The sequence below is a fragment of the Colwellia sp. TT2012 genome (assembly GCF_001440345.1).
GTDB lineage: Bacteria > Pseudomonadota > Gammaproteobacteria > Enterobacterales > Alteromonadaceae > Colwellia.
This window is the reverse complement of the sequence record NZ_LJYX01000017.1, coordinates 788,440-808,148: the sequence shown is the minus strand read 5'-3', so window position 1 is coordinate 808,148 and position 19,709 is coordinate 788,440. Positions and strand designations below refer to the sequence as shown.

Annotated in this window: 15 protein-coding genes and 1 tRNA gene; 4 read left to right on the top strand and 12 right to left on the bottom strand. The window is 40.2% G+C overall.

Features of this window, described 5'->3' with window-relative positions; all coding sequences use genetic code 11:
* Window positions 1–7: 7 nt before the first annotated feature.
* The 3 genes from hisC to hisG all read right to left on the bottom strand — a co-directional run bounded on the left by hisC (window position 8) and on the right by hisG (window position 3,487).
* Window positions 8–1,105 (bottom strand): histidinol-phosphate transaminase, encoded by a 1,098-nt coding sequence (hisC, locus tag ASU03_RS13180; protein ID WP_057832215.1) that lies wholly within the window; start codon window positions 1,103–1,105, stop codon window positions 8–10.
* A gap of 2 nt (window positions 1,106–1,107) precedes the next feature.
* Window positions 1,108–2,412, bottom strand: a complete 1,305-nt coding sequence (gene hisD, locus ASU03_RS13175) for a histidinol dehydrogenase (protein ID WP_057832214.1) — start codon at window positions 2,410–2,412, stop codon at window positions 1,108–1,110.
* Between the two features lie 172 nt (window positions 2,413–2,584).
* A complete protein-coding gene (hisG, locus tag ASU03_RS13170; protein WP_057832213.1) occupies window positions 2,585–3,487 on the bottom strand; it encodes an ATP phosphoribosyltransferase in 903 nt (300 codons plus the stop codon).
* A 567-nt stretch (window positions 3,488–4,054) separates the two neighbouring features.
* Between hisG and ASU03_RS13165 the strand changes: the two genes are divergently transcribed.
* Window positions 4,055–4,375, top strand: coding sequence for a hypothetical protein (locus ASU03_RS13165; protein ID WP_057832212.1), 321 nt, complete (start codon window positions 4,055–4,057; stop codon window positions 4,373–4,375).
* Between the two features lie 54 nt (window positions 4,376–4,429).
* The gene (locus ASU03_RS13160; RefSeq protein ID WP_057832211.1) at window positions 4,430–6,364 is read left to right on the top strand and encodes an ATP-dependent DNA helicase; all 1,935 of its coding nucleotides are present in this window, start codon (window positions 4,430–4,432) and stop codon (window positions 6,362–6,364) included.
* Window positions 6,365–6,575: 211 nt separating this feature from the next.
* On the opposite strand, the gene ASU03_RS13155 is transcribed toward ASU03_RS13160, so the two are convergent.
* From ASU03_RS13155 to tkt, 8 genes are all read right to left on the bottom strand, one after another.
* Window positions 6,576–7,073, bottom strand: a complete 498-nt coding sequence (locus ASU03_RS13155) for a glycine cleavage system protein R (protein ID WP_057832210.1) — start codon at window positions 7,071–7,073, stop codon at window positions 6,576–6,578.
* A 49-nt stretch (window positions 7,074–7,122) separates the two neighbouring features.
* On the bottom strand, window positions 7,123–7,479 hold the full coding sequence (locus ASU03_RS13150; protein WP_057832209.1) for a PilZ domain-containing protein: 357 nt from the start codon (window positions 7,477–7,479) through the stop codon (window positions 7,123–7,125).
* Between the two features lie 182 nt (window positions 7,480–7,661).
* Window positions 7,662–9,341 carry an energy-dependent translational throttle protein EttA gene (gene ettA / locus ASU03_RS13145; RefSeq protein ID WP_057832208.1) on the bottom strand — a complete coding sequence of 560 codons (1,680 nt, stop codon included), beginning with the start codon at window positions 9,339–9,341 and terminating at the stop codon, window positions 7,662–7,664.
* A 287-nt stretch (window positions 9,342–9,628) separates the two neighbouring features.
* Entirely contained in the window at window positions 9,629–10,513 is an 885-nt protein-coding gene (locus tag ASU03_RS13140) for a DUF481 domain-containing protein (RefSeq protein WP_057832207.1), read from the bottom strand.
* A gap of 129 nt (window positions 10,514–10,642) precedes the next feature.
* Window positions 10,643–11,707: a class II fructose-bisphosphate aldolase gene (gene fba / locus ASU03_RS13135; RefSeq protein WP_057832206.1), complete on the bottom strand. Its 1,065-nt coding sequence runs from the start codon at window positions 11,705–11,707 to the stop codon at window positions 10,643–10,645.
* Window positions 11,708–12,146: 439 nt separating this feature from the next.
* Window positions 12,147–13,334 carry a phosphoglycerate kinase gene (locus tag ASU03_RS13130; protein ID WP_057832205.1) on the bottom strand — a complete coding sequence of 396 codons (1,188 nt, stop codon included), beginning with the start codon at window positions 13,332–13,334 and terminating at the stop codon, window positions 12,147–12,149.
* 82 nt (window positions 13,335–13,416) lie between these two features.
* Window positions 13,417–14,436: an erythrose-4-phosphate dehydrogenase gene (epd, locus tag ASU03_RS13125; protein ID WP_057832204.1), complete on the bottom strand. Its 1,020-nt coding sequence runs from the start codon at window positions 14,434–14,436 to the stop codon at window positions 13,417–13,419.
* A 121-nt stretch (window positions 14,437–14,557) separates the two neighbouring features.
* Complete coding sequence (tkt, locus tag ASU03_RS13120) at window positions 14,558–16,546, bottom strand: transketolase (RefSeq protein WP_057832203.1); 1,989 nt, start codon at window positions 16,544–16,546, stop codon at window positions 14,558–14,560.
* A gap of 212 nt (window positions 16,547–16,758) precedes the next feature.
* On the opposite strand from tkt, the gene ASU03_RS13115 reads away from it, so the two are divergent.
* Window positions 16,759–19,107 carry a CHASE domain-containing protein gene (locus tag ASU03_RS13115; protein WP_057832202.1) on the top strand — a complete coding sequence of 783 codons (2,349 nt, stop codon included), beginning with the start codon at window positions 16,759–16,761 and terminating at the stop codon, window positions 19,105–19,107.
* Window positions 19,108–19,244: 137 nt separating this feature from the next.
* Window positions 19,245–19,382 (top strand): hypothetical protein, encoded by a 138-nt coding sequence (locus ASU03_RS20770; RefSeq protein WP_157447811.1) that lies wholly within the window; start codon window positions 19,245–19,247, stop codon window positions 19,380–19,382.
* Between the two features lie 153 nt (window positions 19,383–19,535).
* Here ASU03_RS20770 and ASU03_RS13110 read toward each other — a convergent pair.
* A tRNA-Arg gene (locus tag ASU03_RS13110) sits at window positions 19,536–19,611 on the bottom strand.
* Window positions 19,612–19,709: the final 98 nt, after the last annotated feature.

Below are 19,709 nucleotides of genomic sequence, written 5' to 3'. Positions count from 1 at the left end.
TTTTTACTTACAAGGCGGTTAATAATTGCTTTAGCTGTGCTAGTTCGTCTTCACTGCCAATGCTAATGCGAAGACAGTTTTCAAGCTGTTGCTGTTTAGACTGATCGCGAATTAATATGTTGTTTTCAAGTAACAAATTAAATACTAGGGCTTTATCCTCTGCGCTAGTACAACGAAATAGGACAAAATTTGCATCGCTGGTAAAAACATGACAACACCAGTTTTGCTCAGTAAGCCAGTTATTTAACTGTTCACGTAATACTTTGGTTTGCTTTACCCTAGTTTTCATTATGGCTAAATCGTTCGTTAAGACTTGGCTAGCAATTTCCGCTACGGGTGCCGCAATAGGGTAGGGGGCAATAATCTTACTCAGCAAGGTAATTACGTCATTATTTGCTAAGGTAAAACCACAACGAAGACCAGCAAGTGCAAATGCTTTTGATAAGGTTCTAAGCACAATGACATTATCAAAGTCACTTAATAATTTAGTGCATGAATACTCAGGTGAAAACTCAATATAAGCTTCATCAATCACCACCATGGCACTGCCTTTAAACAATTCAATAGCGGCTAGTATTTGTGCTTTTGGTAGTAAATTACCCGTTGGATTACCCGGCGAACATAAAAACACCACTTTCACTTTACCCACTTGCTGTTGCAAACCGTCTAAATCTAGCGTTAAGTCAGCGGAGTTTAGCGCTACTTTAATAACCGCAGCACCGTGATTCTCGGCACTAATAGCGTACATGCCGTAAGTGGGTGGACATATTAAAATGGTGTCTTGGTATGCTTTACAAAAACTGCGAATGATAAGCTCTATGCCTTCATCTGCGCCTCGTGTTGCTAGGATTTTATCTTTTGCTAAGCCTGAATATTCGCTATAGGCTGAAATTAAACAATCGGGCTGAAAATCCGGGTAGCGATTGATATTTATCGCGGATAACTGATATTGACCTTTGCCTGGTGCTTCATTTGCGTTCAGCCATACTTTATCTTCTTGAGCATCAGCGCTAGAAAATAGACGTCGTGCCGATTGATAAGGCACCATAGCAATTAATTCTTCGCGTGCTAATTGCTCAGCGGTCGTTAAAGCGTGTTTAGCCATGCTTAAACTCCTTCCTCTAAGCGAATGGTCACCGCGCGCTGATGGGCATCTAGCCCTTCGGCATCGGTTAATTCAATAATACACTCAGCTAAACTCGCCAAACCTGATTTAGTTATCTCTTGCACGGTATAGCGCCGAGAAAAGTCAGCCAGTGATAAACTTGAGATAACCTTTGAATAACCATACGTTGGCAATACGTGGTTTGTGCCGCTGGCGTAATCACCCGCCGATTCAGGGGTATAAGCGCCGACAAAAATTGAACCGGCATTACGCAAACTGTTAAGCAAGCTTGGTGCATCTTCAGTTTGAATAATTAAGTGCTCTGGCGCGTATTGATTCGACACTTGCACCGCTTGCGCTAAGTCCTTGGTTAAAATTAACCTAGACTGGGTTAACGCTTGCTCAGCAATGTCACGTCGAGACAATACCACAACTTGCTTTTCTAGTTCAGCAGATACCTGTGCTATTAATGACTCGCTATCACTGAGTAGTATTACTTGGCTATCAACACCGTGCTCGGCTTGCGATAATAAATCTGCGGCAATAAATGCCGGGTTTGCTTGCTCATCGGCAATAACTAATACTTCAGAAGGGCCGGCGGGCATATCAATAGTAAAACCGGGGACTTGTTGTGATAACTGAGTTTTAGCTTCGGTAACATAGCGATTTCCTGGGCCAAAAACTTTATTTACCGCGGCTATTGTTTGTGTGCCGTAAGCTAAGGCGGCAATCGCTTGTGCACCACCTACTGTGTATATTTCACTGATACCACAAAGATCAGCCGCCACTAATATTTCATTAGCCAGTTGGCCATTTTTATCAGGTGGACAAACCAAGACCGTACGTTGACAACCGGTAAGTTGTGCCGGTATGCCTAACATCAATACCGTTGAGGGCAATGGCGCTGAGCCTGCAGGAATATATAAACCAACACTTTCAATGGCTTCAGTTTTTAAGGTGCACTTAACGCCTGGGATCGTTTCAACCGTTATATCTGTTGGCTGTTGTGCGCTATGAAAGGCTCTGATTTGCTGATAAGCGGTGTTAATTGCTTTTAAACGTTTAGCAGATAGGGCTAACTTGGCTTGCGCAATTTGCTCTGCACCCACTGATAAGGTGCTAAGCGCGATACCATCAAATTGTTCTGTTAAGGTAAATAGTGCCTTATCACCTTGATTTTTAACTTGCGCCAAGATGTTAGCAACTTGGGTGGACAATAAGGCACTATCCACTATTGCTGGTCGTGCTAGCGCACCTATTTTTTGCTGCTCTGACAGCTCTTGCCACTTGATTAGTTGATTAATCATAATTACTTGTTCCTAATACTTCGAGGATGTGTTTCTTTATAAGTAAAAAAAATAATTTACTTTAGCTCGACGCTAGTTGGTGCAAGTGCAAAGAGGGAGCACTCAGCTGACGTTAGTCAGTGAGTACTGCCGATGCTGAGCTTGCATCTACTAGCAATGAGGTAAGGTTAATTTAGCCCATCATCTTTTCAATCGGCATTACCAGGATAGAGTTACAACCTAATGCCTTTAGGCTTTCCATGGTTTCCCAGAAAAACGTCTCAGTAGCAACAACGTGTACGGCTACTAAATCATCACGACCAGCAAGCGGTAAAATAGTCGGCGTCTCACTACCTGGCATTAAAGCACTCACTTCATTGATCTTATCTTTAGGCGCATGCAGCATGATGTACTTGCTTTCTTTGGCTTTCATTACCCCTTGAATGCGTGGCAATAAGGTATCAAGAATTTTTTGCTTGGCTGGCGCTAAGACTGCAGGGTTTTGGATCAGTGATGCGGTTGATTTGAAAATCACGGCAACTTCTTTTAAACCGTTAGCTTCAAGTGTCGCACCAGTGGAAACCAGATCACAAATACCATCGGATAAACCAACACGTGGCGCCACTTCTACCGAGCCTTTGAGTAAACAAAAATCTACGTTAATGCCATTATTACGGGCAAAGCGGTTAAGCAGTTGTGGGTAAGTAGTGGCAAAGCGTAAACCATCTAAGCTTTTAATACCTTGATAATCAAACTCTTCCGGCATGGCTAGTGATAAACGGCAGCCGCCAAAATTAAGTGCTGTGGTTTTTATATAAGCAAATTTTTGCTCCATTAATTCACGCTCTAATGCCGCTTCTTCTAGGGTGTTATCACCGACAATGCCTAAGTCACATACGCCATCCATAACGAGTCCTGGAATATCACTACTACGTACGCGCATAACATCTATCGGCATATTGCTAACATGCGCGAGTAAACGACGGTCGCTAAGGTTAAGTTTCAATCCGCAGCGCTTTAATAATTCTTGTGTGTCTTCACTCAGGCGTCCTGACTTTTGCATGGCAATGCGTAAACGTGGCTCTGATGTGCTCATATTGGTAATTCCTATGGTGTCTTAATCTTTAAATTCGTCATGTATATACAATTTCTAATGCGCTAAAATGCGAAAAACCCCCGAGAGAGAAAAGACTCTTTCGGGGGTTTAGTAATGACATTTTATTGTTATAAAGCTTGTGCTATTGCTTGTATAACTGTTTACTTAATTCCACTGAAAGGCCTTTGCCCTGCAGTGTTTTTGTTACTAACGCTGAATGGGCTAATTGCTATGATTATGGTGATGTCGGCTATTCAGGTTAATAATCATGGTTAAATTCTCTGTTAGTAGTCAGTAATTTACTGTGCTGTTGTATAATTAATTGAACAGTATTGAGTAAGTAATTTATTTTGATGAACTTTACATTACTGCTTAATTAAGATAGCTGCAAGTAATAAATAGAAGTTTTTTATTACTTTTTGTTATATGAAAAACGGTTAAATTTATTAGTCGAGTCTTGGTAATAGTATTAGTCCCTAAGTGAAAAGCTAAAGCTAATGTATTTTTGGTCGATAATAGAATTAAGGGTTAACAAATTCGCAACATGAAGCAGTGTAGGAACTAAAGATGGATATTTTTACGACTCAACTAACACGTGTAGTCCAGATACCTATTAAGCCGGCAAGCTTAAAGGTAAAAGCACTGTTGAAAGAGGCTGCTAACAGTAAGCTAAGCGATGATGCTAATCATCTTGAAAATCATGAGTATTATTTTACTAGTGAAGAAGACAAATACCATAGTTCACAGCAAGAAACGGATGATAAAGAAGAAGGTGCTAATAGTGCTAATACTAATAAAGAACCTAGTGTTGAGTTTGAGCAGAGTGATGTAGACATCAATAAAGCTACCGATAATAGTAACGGTAAACACTTAGACCTTTATGCCTAAGCGGTAGTTAAGTATACTCTCAAGCATAAATTTTTATTCGTGCCTTTTTTTTAAATGATAGCATCCCAAGTTAGTCAAGCCTTTGCTAAAGACGGCGCTTTAGCTAAAGCCATTAAAGGCTTCTCTCCTCGCCAAGCGCAAATAGATATGGCCCTTGATGTTGCTGAAGCCATTGACCAGCAATCATCGCTCATTGTGGAAGCAGGCACTGGCACAGGCAAAACCTTTGCTTATTTGATCCCCGCCTTTTTAGCGTTAAATTCGAAAAACCCTAAAAAAATAGTGGTCTCAACCGGGACTAAAAACCTGCAAGAGCAACTATTCCATAAAGATATTCCTTTAATAAAAAAGGTGCTAGGCAGTAATGCACAAGTCGCTTTATTAAAGGGGCGTGCCAACTATTTATGCATTTATCGTTTAGCACAGTACCAAGATAGTCGCGGTCAACTTGATGCACAAATGTTACAGGATCTGGTGAAAATTAAAACCTGGTCTAATGGTACACAAAGTGGTGATATTGGCGAATTGGTTAATGTTAGTGAAGACTCCAGTATCTTTCCGTTTGTTACCAGTACCTTAGATAATTGTTTGGCCAGAGACTGTCCAGACTATGACGCTTGTTACCTAGTTAAAGCCCGTCAAAAAGCCAGTGATGCCGATATTATCGTGGTCAATCATCATTTGTTTTTTGCCGATATGGCTTTAAAAGATACCGGTTTTGGTGAGCTTATTCCTAAGGCTCAGGTGATGATTTTTGATGAAGCTCATCAAATTGGCGATATCGCCAGTGAATATTTTGGTGAGGCATTCTCAACTAAACAGCTCGTTGATTTGTGCACCGACGTATTACAAGTACACCGTAGTAGTTTAACCGATGTGAAGCAATTAGGGCGAGCAGCGGAAAAATTACAGAAAAGCTGTCAAGAATTCCGACTGTTATTTAATTACGATCCCGAACGGGGAAATTGGCGAGAAAAGCATAAACAAGTTCAATTTCAGCAAAAATTTGCTAACTTAAAAATCGATTTAGATTTTTTATACCAAGTGATAAAGCTTTGTGTCTCCAGAAATGAAGCCATCGATAATTGTTTTGATCGGGCGGTAAACTTATTGGCCCAATATGAAGTGATGGCCAATGTTGAAGCTTATGGCATGAGTTTTTGGTATGAAACTACGCCGCGCAGTGTGGTATTACATCAAACACCACTGACGGTGAGTGATAAATTTAGTGCTGTGGTGAAAGAGTCGGGTGCCGGTTGGATTTTTACTTCGGCAACCTTGGCGGTAGATAATAATTTTGATCACTTTGCCCAGCATTTAGGTTTACAAGGGGCAAAAAAGCTCTTACTTGATAGCCCGTTTGATTATCAAGCGCAATCTCAACTGGTCGTGCCACGTTATTTACCGCCCGCCAATGATAAAAATCGCGCTTTGGCGTTAGCAAAATTAGCGGAGCCGCTGATTGCAGCGAGTGGTGGTGCTTGCTTTATGCTCTTTACTAGTTATCGGGTAATGCATCAGGTTGCTGAAATTCTAGCTGACAGTATTGATAATCCCTTATTAGTGCAAGGGCAGATGGCCAAGCGCAAGTTACTTGAGCAATTTGTTGAGCATGATAAAGCGGTATTACTGGCAACCGCCAGTTTTTGGGAAGGCATTGATGTTCGTGGTGATAAGCTTACTTGTGTCATCATTGATAAATTACCTTTTGCTTCACCGGACGATCCGCTGTTACAGGCACGCTGTGAAGATGTCAGGCGACAAGGCGGCGAGCCTTTTAGCCAAATTCAACTTCCACAGGCGGTAATAGCGTTAAAGCAAGGAGTAGGGCGACTTATTCGTGATGTCAGTGACCGTGGTGTCTTAGTGATTTGTGATGATAGGTTAGTCAATAAACCTTATGGTAAAACTTTCTTAAAAAGTTTGCCTGATATGAAACGTAGCCGAGATATTAATAAAGCGGCGCAGTTCTTAGCCTCCTTGTCTTAAGGTAAAAAAGCAAGGCCAGAGTTTTTCCAAAAATGGCACGACTAAAACCTAAAAAACGACTGCTGATAGCAGTCGTTTTTTATTTGCATACTTTAAAGTTAAAGTGCTGGTTTATACCCATTACCATTCAAAGTGTTCTCTGAAACATGCATCTTGATTGGTCATGGGGATATAGTCTCGCCGTTTTACGGATGATTTTGGCCAATAAACATTAGCGTGAAATATCTACCATCAAGTCATCCGCTATTTGCTCTAAGGCACTGATAAGCTCATCAATAGAGTTTTCATCGATGGCAATTTTCACTTTTGCTTTGAAAATATTTTGGCCACTATAGGCGGCGCTCTCTTGCGAACTTACCAATTTGATTAAGTTACCATTTTGATGATGAATGACCGATGAAACTTCTTGCACTATACCCGCTCTGTCATTGGCGGTGATCTCAAGGACTAGGTTACTAGTCACCTTAGGTAAATTAGGCTCAGCTATTTCAATTTGGCAGCTTAAGCCATTAATGGCTTTTAATTCACTGATGAGCTGGTCAGTATTTTCACTTACTACGGCTACTTCAATAACGCCGGCGAAAAAACCGGATAAATGATGCAAGCTACTGACTTGCCAATTACCTTGATGTTTGGCAATAATTTTAGATAATGTGTCTACTAGGCCGGTTTGATCTGGGCCAATACAAGAAATAACTAGATGATTCATAAAAACTCCTAAAAGGTAGGGGGAATAGCTGAAAATCTTAACTTAACTTTTAACGTGATAACTGACTTAACTCTTTATTGAGTTGTTCACTGTCACCTAGATTGAGCTCAACCAAGCGGCGTAAATGGGTGACGCTGTCTATATCAATAGCATTACATTGCAAGCCAGTCTCATTTTTTTCTACGTGAACAACCGCAATGTTCATTGTTACTTCTGACTCATTGTCTGACAGTAAAAAATGTAAGGTGCCAAGTTTACCTTTCAATGATTTTTCACTGTCTATGGCGGTAACTAAGGCGCCATTAAGTGAGATATCATGGATAGATACTGAATAAATACTACCTTCAATGGCTAATTCAGCTTTAATTGAAAATAAAATGCGGGTGAATTGTCGTCTGTTTTCCATTTTTGACCATTACATTTTAGTATTGTGTATCCTTAGCATAGCCCGATTTTATTGAAAAGTAAAAAGTTACTGGGTAGTAAAAAGCCAGTTAAAATCAAAATTTTAACTGACTTTTAATCGGCTATTTCAGCTCATTAGCGCAAAGTTACCCGGGTATGACTAAGGGCTACTTTATTTAGCGACTAACCTATTTTCTTATACTTGATTCTATGAGGCTCTGTTGCTGCCGGACCTAAAGTTTTCTTTAACCAAGCTTCGTAATCGGTGAAGTTACCTTCGTAGAAGTTGATTTTACCTTCGTCACGGTAATCTAAAATATGGGTAGCAATTCTGTCAAGGAACCAGCGGTCATGGGAAATAACCATGGCACAACCTGGGAATTCTAATAAGGCTTCTTCTAGCGCACGTAATGTTTCAATATCTAAATCATTGGTCGGTTCATCGAGTAACAATACGTTACCACCTGTTTGCACAAGCTTGGCTAAATGAACGCGGTTACGTTCACCACCGGATAATTGACCAATAATTTTTTGTTGATCATTGCCTTTAAAGTTAAAACGGCTGACATAAGCACGACTCGGAATTTCATAATTACCAATTTTTAAAATTTCATGGCCTTGGGATATCTCTTGGTAAACGGTTTTGCTGTTGTCCATATCATCACGGAACTGATCAACACTGGCCAGTTTTACCGTATCACCCAAGATTATTTCACCTGAGTCGGGCTGTTCAGCGCCAGTCATCATTTTGAATAAGGTTGATTTACCCGCGCCGTTTGGCCCGATAATACCAACGATAGCACCTTTAGGTACGCTAAAACTTAAGTTATCAATGAGTACTCTATCGCCAAAAGACTTGGTTAAGTTGATAACATCTAATACTTTGTCACCAAGGCGTGGTCCAGGTGGAATGTAAAGTTCGTTGGTTTCACTACGCTTTTGATGCTCTCGAGAATTAAGTTCTTCAAAGCGAGCCATACGGGCTTTGCTTTTTGATTGACGTGCTTTTGGATTTGAACGCACCCATTCAAGCTCTTGTTTGATGGTTTTTTGTAAAGCACTTTCACTTTTACTTTCTCGTTCAAGGCGAGCGTTTTTTTGCTCTAACCAGGCAGTGTAGTTACCTTCATAAGGAATGCCGTGGCCTCTATCAAGCTCTAATATCCAACCGGCTACATTATCTAAGAAGTATCTATCATGGGTGATTGCTACCACAGTGCCTGGGTAGTCATGCAAGAAACGCTCTAACCAAGCTACAGATTCAGCATCTAAATGGTTGGTTGGTTCATCCAGTAATAACATGTCTGGTTTTTCTAGTAATAAACGACACAGGGCGACACGACGGAGTTCACCACCACTTAGCTCGGCAATTTTTTGCTCCCAAGGTGGTAAACGTAAGGCATCGGCGGCACGTTCAAGTACGTTATCAATATTATGGCCATCATTAGCATTAATAATATCTTCTAACTCACCTTGCTCTTTTGCTAGTTTATCAAAATCTGCGCCTTCTTCAGCGTACTCGTTATAGACTTGGTCTAAACGTGCTAAAGCATTTTTAACGGTAGCAACGCCTTCTTCAACGATCTCTCTAACCGTCTTTGTTTCGTCAAGGATTGGTTCTTGCGGTAAGTAACCAATTTTAGTGCCAGCTAATGCGGTAGCTTCACCTTCAAATTCTTTATCAACACCCGCCATAATGCGCAGCAAGGTTGATTTACCTGAACCGTTTAAACCTAAAACACCTATTTTAACGCCAGGGAAAAATGAAAGAGAAATGTCTTTTAAAATGGTGCGTTTCGGTGCGACTATCTTTGAAACGCGGTTCATCGACATGATGAATTTATCGGGTAACGGCTGAGCCATGTGAATACCTTTTAGTTTGATGGAATTTTTATTGCCAATATTTTAGGTGATAGAGTGAGGTTAAGGCAATAGTTTGTAGTGATAATAAATTTAATTTTTAAGCATTATTAGCCATAAATGAACGATAAGCGAAAATTTCTTACGGTAATGTCCATTTTAAAATGGTATAACGACTTTGTTTGGTCAATCCAGAGTGACTCTCTATGCCCGCCTACTTACCCGTAAGCTGACTCTGTTTAGTCGCTTCATCTTGAGTACCTCATTAAAATTAAGAATTAAGAATAAATCTAAAAACTATAAATAAGTACCGCTGAGGTTTCCGTATTTAAGTTAGCTTTATTGTCATCTACCTTTGAATTGTAATCGATAACAAAGTTGAGTTTAAGTTGTAGTGAATCAATCAACTTACTGGTGATTGAGCTTTCGGCTTTGTAAATGCTGTTTTGTCCCACTTCGATGGCATGTTTAATGGTGAAGGATTGTTTAAACTCAATGTGTTCATTTATTTTTTTTCTATAAAGCGCTTGAACCTGCAAAATGAAGGTGTCTTGTGTGTGACTTCTCATGCCATTAGACACTTCTTCAGTAGTCACATGGGTAACATCCCTCTTAAAACCTGGGCCAATATCGGCATCAAAACTGCTATCTTTACTTTCAAACCAGCGGCGACCCCAACCAGTAGACACGGAAGCTTGCGAGTCAAAACCAGAAAAACGGTTTTCTTCATAAAAGACACTGCCGTAGATGTAGTTTTGATTTATTGAATCAAGGGTGTAGTTAGTTTGTGAAGTAAAGCTCCATTTTTGATCTGTGGTTTCAAAGTTTTTACGAATATCATTGTTGTTAATTTGTGAAGCTTTTTCGGTTTTCTTGACCAATAAATCAAAAACAAAAGAGCTGCGCCAAAGACCTCTTTCAAAGCGTAGATCTAAACCTGTTTTAATATCGGCACTGCGAGTATTACCGGTTAAATAGAGGAAACCAAGTTGGGCCGAGGCGGTAAACAAGGTGCCAGATGAAGGCTGGTGTGACTCATCGGCCTTTTCTAAACTAAAGAGTATGTCTGAGGCATCTGCAGGGCTAGTCTCTGCTGTTTGCTCTTGGGCATAAGAAATTATAGGGAAAATGCAATAAATGACCAATAGGGGGAGAAGGATAAAGCGAGAAAACATCTTAATTAATACTACTTTTTAGGGTGAACCGCTGATAATTACCGGTGATTATACCTAAGTCGCCTATTTATTTCGAGCATAAAAAAAGGACCTAAGCCCTTTTTATGTAACTAGTTTATATCAGCAGTGTTACTTAATGATAGCCTTTAACTCACCGCTTTGATAACGGTCAAACATGCCATCAAGACTTATAGGTTTGATTTTACTGGCATGACCTGCAGTGTTAAATGCTTCATAACGTGCTTTACAAATGTCGTACATAGCATTGGTTGATACTTGTAAAAATTTACGCGGATCAAATTCACTTGGGTTCTGCGCTAAAAAGCGACGAATAGCACCGGTAGATGCAAGGCGTAAATCCGTATCTATATTGATTTTACGTACACCATGTTTAATGCCTTGTTGAATTTGCTCAACGGGTACACCGTAAGTTTCAGGGATTTTTCCGCCAAACTCGTTAATTACCGCCAGCCATTCTTGTGGTACTGATGAAGAGCCGTGCATAACTAAGTGAGTATCAGGTATACGTTTGTGAATGGCTTTAATAAGATCAATCGCTAAGATATCGTCTGTTGGTGGACGAGAAAACTTATAAGCGCCGTGAGAAGTACCACAGGCAATTGCCAGTGCATCTACTTGGGTTTTATTGACAAAATCAGCCGCTTCTTCAGGGTCTGTTAACATTTGCTCTTTTGTTAAAATACCTTCTGCGCCAACACCGTCTTCTTCACCAGCCATACCAGTTTCAAGAGAACCTAAACAACCTAATTCACCTTCAACAGAAACACCACAAGCGTGTGCCATTTCAACTGCACGTTGAGTTACTGCAACATTGTATTCATAACTGCTTGGTGTTTTACCGTCTTCCATTAATGAGCCATCCATCATTACTGATGAAAAACCTAGTTGAATAGAGCGTTGACAAATAGTAGGAGAAGTACCGTGATCTTGATGCATAACTACTGGGATATTTGGGAACTCTTCAATAGCCGCTAGAATTAAATGGCGTAAGAAAGGTGCGCCGGCGTATTTTCTGGCACCTGCAGATGCTTGCATGATGACAGGGCTATCAGTATCACTAGCGGCAAGCATTATTGCGCGTACTTGCTCTAAATTATTGACGTTAAATGCTGGAATACCGTATTCAAATTCTGCCGCATGATCGAGCATTTGGCGCATTGAAATTAAAGCCATTTACTTACTCCTAGATAAGTTTTGTTGCTGAGGTTGAAAGTTTTTATTTTGATAACGGAATTATAGCAAAGAGACCGCTTATCTTACAGAATAAATTTACTAAAGTTGTCTTTTGAACGGGAATGATTACAAAACCCGTATTTTGTACGAATATTACAAGATGTTCTTGTATCTCGTTATGTTTTAGTCCATTTATTAAGTATTAAATAGTAAGTTTACTACACTAGTATAGCAAGAAGTTTCGTTTATGTTTCGTTTTAATTTCGTTTTGTTGTTGTTTTAGCGTTGCTGGCTTTCAGTTTACTTTCTTTTTACGCATATTTACTTTTTATTTAGCGGATTTCTTGTGTCTTAGCATAAAAAACGAGCAGCTTAGAGAATAAGCTACTCGTTATTTTTTACTCTAAGCAATCGTTAAATTCTGGCTAAAAATTAAGCGTTAGCCATGTTGTGATTTTGCGCGCTGCTCTAAAATTTCAACGGCGGGAAGTTTTTTACCTTCTAAGAACTCTAAGAAAGCACCACCACCGGTAGAAATATAAGATATTTTATCGGCTATACCATATTTATCTACTGCTGCTAAGGTATCACCACCACCTGCAATTGAGAAGGCTGAACTATCGGCAATGGCTTGTGCAATCATCTTGGTGCCTTGAGAAAACTGATCAAATTCAAATACGCCAACAGGTCCGTTCCAAACAATGGTGCCAGCTTTAGCTATGATATCAGTTAATGCTTTTATCGAATCTGGGCCAATGTCAAAAATCATTTCATCATCACTGACTTCATTAACATTTTTTAATGTTGCTGATGCGGATGCTGAAAACTCAGTGGCGACAACCACATCCGTTGGAATTGGAATATCACCCTTATTGGCTTGCGCTTGCTTAGTTAAACGAGTCGCTTCTTCTACTAAATCGGCTTCAAATAATGATTTGCCGACATTGTGCCCTTCTGCTGCAATAAAGGTATTGGCGATGCCACCACCGACGATAAGCTGATCAACAATGCCCGCTAAAGAGTCAAGTACAGTCAATTTAGTGGACACTTTAGAGCCACCAACAATTGCAATAAAGGGTCTAGCTGGGTTGTCTAACGCTTTACCTAATGCTTCTAGTTCACCAGAAAGTAATGGACCAGCACAGGCTGTTTCAGCAAATTTTGCTACGCCATGGGTACTTGCTTGCGCTCGATGAGCTGTACCAAAAGCATCCATGACAAAGACGTCACATAAGGCAGCTAATTTTTTTGCTAGAGCATCGTCATTTTTCTTTTCGCCAATATTAAAGCGGACATTTTCAAAAACAACCAATTCACCCGTTGCCACTTCAACACCGTCTAAATAATCGGTGACTAGTCGAACCGGGTAGTTTAATGCAGCACTTAGGTATTCAGTTATAGGCTTAAGTGAAAATTTCTCTTCAGGCTCACCTTCTGTAGGTCGACCTAAGTGAGACATAACCATTACTTTTGCGCCAGCTTCTAAAGCAAGTTTTAAGGTAGGTAAGGCCGCACGTAAACGAGCATCCGAAGTGATTTTACCGTCGGTTATCGGTACATTTAAATCTTCACGAATTAACACACGTTTGTTAGCTAATGTTAGCTCAGCCATTTGGATAATAGACATTGTTGTCTCCTCATTTTACTGTCGGTAAATTATGTTCAATGCCTTGATAAATAGTTATTTTACAAGGTACTTTTCTTTTTTGTTAATTTCGCGCTAGGTGCATTGCCATGGCAGTATCTAACATGCGATTGGCAAAGCCCCATTCGTTGTCACACCAGATAAGCATTTTAACTAGACGTTTGTGGCTAACCCGCGTTTGGTTACCATCAACGATACAAGAGTGTGGGTCATGGTTAAAATCGATCGACACCAAAGGTTCTTCGGTATAGGTTAAAATTCCAGATAAATCTTGCTCTTTGCTAGCTGACACTATTGCTTGGTTGATGTCGTTAATGCTGACATCGGCATTGACCGTGATACTTAAGTCCATGGCGGTAACATTGAGTGTAGGGACCCGTACGGCGATGGCTTCAAAGCGGCCCTTAAATTTTGGTAATATTCGCTCAATACCCGCAGCCAATTTAGTATCTACGGGAATGATTGATTGACTGGCCGCACGCGAACGACGTAAATCTTTATGGTAAGCATCAATGACTTGCTGATCATGCATTGATGAATGAATGGTAGTGATGGTGCCACTTTCTACGCCAAAAGCTTCATCAATCACCTTAATCACTGGCACTATGCAGTTAGTAGTACAAGAGCCATTGGAGACAATGCGATGATCTGAACTTAAGGTTTTATGATTAATACCATAGATAATGGTTGCATCAACGTCTGGGCTACCTGGGTGAGAGAATAATACTTTCTTCGCGCCGCGGTTAATATGACTTAAACCGTCGGCTTGGCTGCCATATTTACCGGTACAATCAAAAACAATATCAATATCTTGTTGTTGCCAAGGTAGACTATTCAAGCTATCGATATGAGTTAAGATTACTTCATCGCCATCGATAATCAATTGATCATCATTTTGGCTGACATCGAAAGGAAAGCGACCATGGGTACTATCGTATTTTAACAGGTGGGCTATGCCAGAAGAAGACGCTAATTCATTAATTGACACTAGGGTAAATAACTCTGTTTTGCCATTTTCATATAGCGCTCTAACTACGCTGCGACCGATACGGCCAAAGCCATTAATGGCAATTCTTATTGTCATAATTTTACTGCATTTCTAAGTGATAATTTTAAGCGATAGTAAATTGATAATCTAAGCGGTAATTGTACCAGAGCTTACCACAAGTGCGATAGAGCGTTTGTGGTAAGCGTTATCTACTGAGTTATAACTGGTTTACTGTCTTAACAACATTGTCTACGGTAAAACCAAAGTGCTCAAGTAATACCTTACCTGGAGCTGACTCACCAAAGGTGGTCATGCCAACAACCGCGCCACTTAGACCGACATATTTAGCCCAAAAATCAACATGTGCCGCTTCAATGGCAACACGTTTGGTTACGCTAATAGGTAAGATAGCTTCTTTATAGTCAGAGCTTTGCTTATCAAAAACATTCGTGGATGGCATAGAAACGACACGTACAAGTTTACCTTGCTCGGTTAATACTTTTGCGGCATCTACGGCCAGCGAAACTTCAGAGCCGGTAGACATTAATATAACATCAGGTGTACCAGCACAATCAACCAGTATATAAGCACCTTTTTCAATGGCACTTACTTGCTCTTGAGTACGACTCATAGCCGGTAGGCCTTGGCGTGAAAATATCAATGCCGTTGGTGCTTTTTGGCTTTGCACCGCAGCTTTCCAAGCAACCGCCGCTTCAGTGGCATCACATGGGCGCCATGTTGTTAAGTTTGGCGTGGTTCTTAAGTTAGTTAATTGTTCAATAGGTTGATGCGTTGGACCATCTTCACCTTGACCAATAGAGTCATGGGTATAAACAAAGATATTTTGAATCCCCATCAATGCCGACATACGTATGGCATTACGCGCGTATTCCATAAACATCATGAAAGTAGCTCCGTAATTGATAAAACCGCCGTGCAGAGAGATACCATTCATAATACTACTCATGCCAAATTCACGCACGCCGTAGTAAATATAGTTACCAGCAGGGTCAGTATTGATACCTTTAGAACCTGACCATAAGGTTAAGTTAGAGCCGGCTAAATCAGCTGAGCCACCTAACATTTCAGGTAATATACTCGCAAAGGCTTCAATGGCATTTTGTGACGCTTTACGGGTTGCAATGTTTTCACCGCTTTCATGACATTGTTGAATAAAAGCATTGGCTTTTTCTTCAAAATCGCTCGGTAATTCACCTTTAATAACACGACGCTCATATTCGCTGGCCAGTGCCGGGTGTGCTGCTTTATATGCAGCAAATTTTTCATTCCAGCTCACTTGACTGAGTTGACCTTTTTCTTTGCTATTCCACTGAGCGTAAATGTCAGTTGGAATTTCAAAAGCTGGGTGTGGCCAATTTAAAAATTCACGTGTTGCAACAATTTCGTCATCACCTAAAGGCGCACCATGACAATCATGAGTACCTGATTTATTTGGCGAGCCAAAACCAATGATTGTTTTACAACAAATCATACTTGGTTTATCAGTGACTAGTTTCGCTGCTTCTATGGCATGTGCAATTGCTTGCGGGTCGTGACCATCAACAGAAACAACATGCCAACCGTAAGACTCAAACCGGGCCGGAGTATCGTCGGTAAACCAACCTTCAACTTTACCATCAATTGAAATACCGTTGTCATCCCAAAAAGCGATTAACTTACCTAAACCTAAGGTGCCAGCAAGTGAACATGACTCATGTGATAGACCTTCCATTAAACAACCATCGCCCAAGAAGCAATAAGTGTAATGGTCAACAATGGCGTGATCTTCGCGGTTAAATTGCGCCGCTAAGGTTTTTTCAGCAATAGCCATACCGACAGCATTGGCAATACCTGCCCCTAATGGGCCGGTAGTTGTTTCAACGCCTGGCGTATAACCGTATTCTGGGTGACCAGGGGTTTTTGAGTGCAATTGACGGAAGTTTTTTAAATCTTCAATAGATAAATCGTAACCCGATAAATGTAATAAAGAATAAATAAGCATTGAGCCATGGCCATTTGATAAAATAAAGCGATCGCGGTCTACCCAGTTAGGATCGGCAGGATTGTGCTTTAAAAAATCACGCCATAATACTTCGGCAATATCTGCCATGCCCATTGGGGCTCCAGGGTGCCCTGATTTTGCTTTTTGTACGGCATCCATACTTAATACACGGATAGCATTTGCTAGCTCTTGACGTGATGACATAATAGCTCCAGATCTTATAGTCTTGAAAGAATAAAAATTCTGCGTATTTTCGCTCACCAAAGCACGCAGCGCAAATTAAATTATGGAATTTTAACTATTATTTTGTCTCGCGATAAATTATTGCGATAATATAATGCTAGTATCGGGTAAAACTTGTGTCATTATTTACAAAATATTAACGGAATTACTCTGCCACTCTTGAATAATACTCTATGATGCAACTTCACTTAGCGCGATTTTTTATTTCTGCCATTTTGTACTTTACTACTTGTTTTGGTGCGATATGGCTTATCAATCCACAATCCCTCGTAAACTTTGTTGGTCCTGCCGCGGCAGTTGTCAGTGGCTTACTGATTATCTGGGGTCTCACGCCCATTGTTGCCGTCTTATTGGTAACACCAATATTGGCTTTTAGTCTGAAGTATTTGTTTTACTTTGATGCCAACTTAGCGGTGATGAGTATTGCCGTACTCGCTATTATTTTGCAGGCTTTCTGGACTAAACAGCTTGTTTTTCGCTTTATTCATTATAAAAAATGGTTACTATCTAGAAAGCACTTATTCTTTTTTCTGCTTCGTATTGGCCCTATTGCCAGCATAGTCTCAGCTAGCTCGGTTTTAGTTATTGCCATGCTAGATAACCAAGTTATACAAGGCACCTTTTTCTATACCTTTATTAATACCTGGTCCGCCAGCATGTTGGTGGCGGTATTTTTTATACCTTTATTGTTACTGGCAAAAAATGCGGAACAGCTCAAGTTAACTAAACGAATTTTTGTCGGTTTTACTTCTGTTTTGGGTGCTTTGGCTATTTTGATCTTGTTTAAAACTTCTCAGTATGAACAACAAAGTTATCGACAAGCGCTGTTTAAGCAATCAAAAGTGGCAATCGAGCGCTTGATACAAGCAGAAGTTGCTGGCGTAGTAAACCAAATCAATAGCCTGTCGGCATTTTTTAAAGCCAGTGATTATGTATCATTAACTGAGTTTACTGTGTTTAGTGAAAGTATTTTTAAGCAAGATTCTAGTATTAGGGCGTTAGAGTGGGCACCGATTGTACCTTTTAGCCATCGACAACGTTTTGAGCAACAAAGTTCAGTAACCTTGCAGCAAGACTTTCACATTAGAGAGCGTCTAGCCAATGGAAAAGTTGTTCTTGCTAAAACCCGCAGTCAATATGCTCCCTTGTATTATATATACCCACAATACGGTAATCAGGCTGCTTTCGGCCTAGATATTTATAGCAACCCCCTGCAGGTATTATCTATGCAGCAGGTTGTTGATAGTGAACAGGTGATTGCCAGCGCACCAATGACCTTGGTACAAGACGATATGGCTAAGCCAGGCATGTTGTTTAGTAAGGCTGTTTTTTCACCACCAGAGGATAACTACGCGACTAAGCCATCAGGGCAAAATAAGTTGTCGATAATCAAAGCAGATAAGTTAATAGGCTTTGTTGTGGCAGTCGTACAATTTGATCGCTTTTTTCAGCAGCTAGCGAAACAACAAGACCAAGACGTTAGCTTTTTTATTCAAGATGTCTCAAGTCACCAGCCCTTTACTCTCTTTGGTCAGGCGTTACCTAGCGCGAATAGATATATGGAAACCATTAACATGGAGGTCTTTTCTCGACTCTGGCAAATTAATATCGCCGAAAAGCAACCTTGGTTTAGTCAAGTGAAGACTTGGCAAGCATGGGCTGTGCTTATTGGTGGTACGCTTGGCGCTTTGCTATTTCAAATGTTGGTATTGATGATGGCTGCCTACTCAAGTGAACTAGGTCAGCAAGTCGACATTAAAACCAGGACGCTTATTTTAGCGAAAGAAAGTTCCGAGCAAAAAAACTTAGCTAAAAGTAATTTTTTACAGAATTTAAATAAAGAGTTACGTTTACCATTGCTAGCCATGAAGGCATTTGTTGAGCAATTAAAGAAAAAAGGCATAAATAACAAACAGGTGACAGGTATAAGCCATGCAGGCAGCAATATTGCTCTCTTGTTAGATACCATGATGGATTTATCTGATATCGAGTCAGGTAAGATCATTGCCAAAGAAGACTGTTTTGATTTTTATGGCTTTTTACAGCGCACTGAAGCGGTATTTAAAGCAAGTAATGCTTATGAAGGTAAGCCAATTTCTTTCCTTATTGATGACAGCGTGCCGCATTATATCAATAGCGATGAACTCTACATTCAAAAATTATTACAGGCACTGATTGAGAGTGCTCATAAGTTACTAGGGGCTGACGCCTTACGTTTATCTATTAAGCTGCATAAACACAAACGTGCAGACGCTAGTTTGTTTTTTATTATATCTTCTCAAAATGAGGCAGTGAGCAAGGCAAACGAGCAAAATCTCACTCAACAAAACTATGACGAACTATCAGTTAACAGTACGGCAATGGCTATGGCCATTAAATATAGCCATTTATTACGAGGCGATACCAAATTAGCGACGTTAAGCTCGGGAGCTGGCGTGTTAAGCGCTTCAATTAGAGTGATTATCTCATCTATTGAGCAACAAGAAGCTCAGCAAGGCTTAACATTTGATATAATTGACTAAGTTGTTTTTTATTTAATTGTTTATTTAACTAAAGAAAACGCTTGAAAATAAAAAAGTAATCGTTTAGTGTCTTTGTACCTGCTCATAAATAGTACAAATCAATAATAAATCAAGCAGGCAGTGATATAGGTAAAACAATGAATAATTCATCCTCGCGAGGGTTTAAATTAACAACCGTGATATTTGCAGTATTAATCATGGCTGTTAGTGCAATGCTGAGTGGTAACTCAGTCGCAGATGACATGGATGTAGAAATAACGCAAGCAGATGAGTAGCTAAGTCGCTGGTTATTTACTTGCTATGGAAAATTGAAGCTCCACCACTGGTTTAAGTACAGTGCTGGGGCTTTTTCATTTTCAGAACTTAATGATTTTGAAGGTGTATTTTAGGGAAAATAAAGTGTTCATGGGGGGGGGGGTTACTAGTAATGGCGTCTCCACCGGGACTCGAACCCAGAGCAGCAGCTTAGGAGGCCGCAGTTTTATCCAGTTAAACTATGGAGACATAGCACTAAGGTCGCTATTTTAACCATACTTCTTATGCTTTGTTAATGTTTTTATTAAATTTTTATGCACTTTAGCTTAGCTTCTTCTTATTCCAAG

Coding starts and splice junctions, on each gene's coding strand:
- ASU03_RS13140 (WP_057832207.1), bottom strand. CDS start 10,513: ATGTTTTCTCGCTTTATCCTTCTCCCCCTATTGGTCATTTATTGCATT.
- ASU03_RS13165 (WP_057832212.1), top strand. CDS start 4,055: ATGGATATTTTTACGACTCAACTAACACGTGTAGTCCAGATACCTATT.
- epd (WP_057832204.1), bottom strand. CDS start 14,436: ATGACAATAAGAATTGCCATTAATGGCTTTGGCCGTATCGGTCGCAGC.
- ASU03_RS13160 (WP_057832211.1), top strand. CDS start 4,430: ATGATAGCATCCCAAGTTAGTCAAGCCTTTGCTAAAGACGGCGCTTTA.
- fba (WP_057832206.1), bottom strand. CDS start 11,707: ATGGCTTTAATTTCAATGCGCCAAATGCTCGATCATGCGGCAGAATTT.
- hisC (WP_057832215.1), bottom strand. CDS start 1,105: ATGGCTAAACACGCTTTAACGACCGCTGAGCAATTAGCACGCGAAGAA.
- ASU03_RS13150 (WP_057832209.1), bottom strand. CDS start 7,479: ATGGAAAACAGACGACAATTCACCCGCATTTTATTTTCAATTAAAGCT.
- hisD (WP_057832214.1), bottom strand. CDS start 2,412: ATGATTAATCAACTAATCAAGTGGCAAGAGCTGTCAGAGCAGCAAAAA.
- ASU03_RS13115 (WP_057832202.1), top strand. CDS start 16,759: ATGATGCAACTTCACTTAGCGCGATTTTTTATTTCTGCCATTTTGTAC.
- ettA (WP_057832208.1), bottom strand. CDS start 9,341: ATGGCTCAGCCGTTACCCGATAAATTCATCATGTCGATGAACCGCGTT.
- ASU03_RS13130 (WP_057832205.1), bottom strand. CDS start 13,334: ATGTCTATTATCCAAATGGCTGAGCTAACATTAGCTAACAAACGTGTG.
- hisG (WP_057832213.1), bottom strand. CDS start 3,487: ATGAGCACATCAGAGCCACGTTTACGCATTGCCATGCAAAAGTCAGGA.
- ASU03_RS13155 (WP_057832210.1), bottom strand. CDS start 7,073: ATGAATCATCTAGTTATTTCTTGTATTGGCCCAGATCAAACCGGCCTA.
- ASU03_RS20770 (WP_157447811.1), top strand. CDS start 19,245: ATGAATAATTCATCCTCGCGAGGGTTTAAATTAACAACCGTGATATTT.
- tkt (WP_057832203.1), bottom strand. CDS start 16,546: ATGTCATCACGTCAAGAGCTAGCAAATGCTATCCGTGTATTAAGTATG.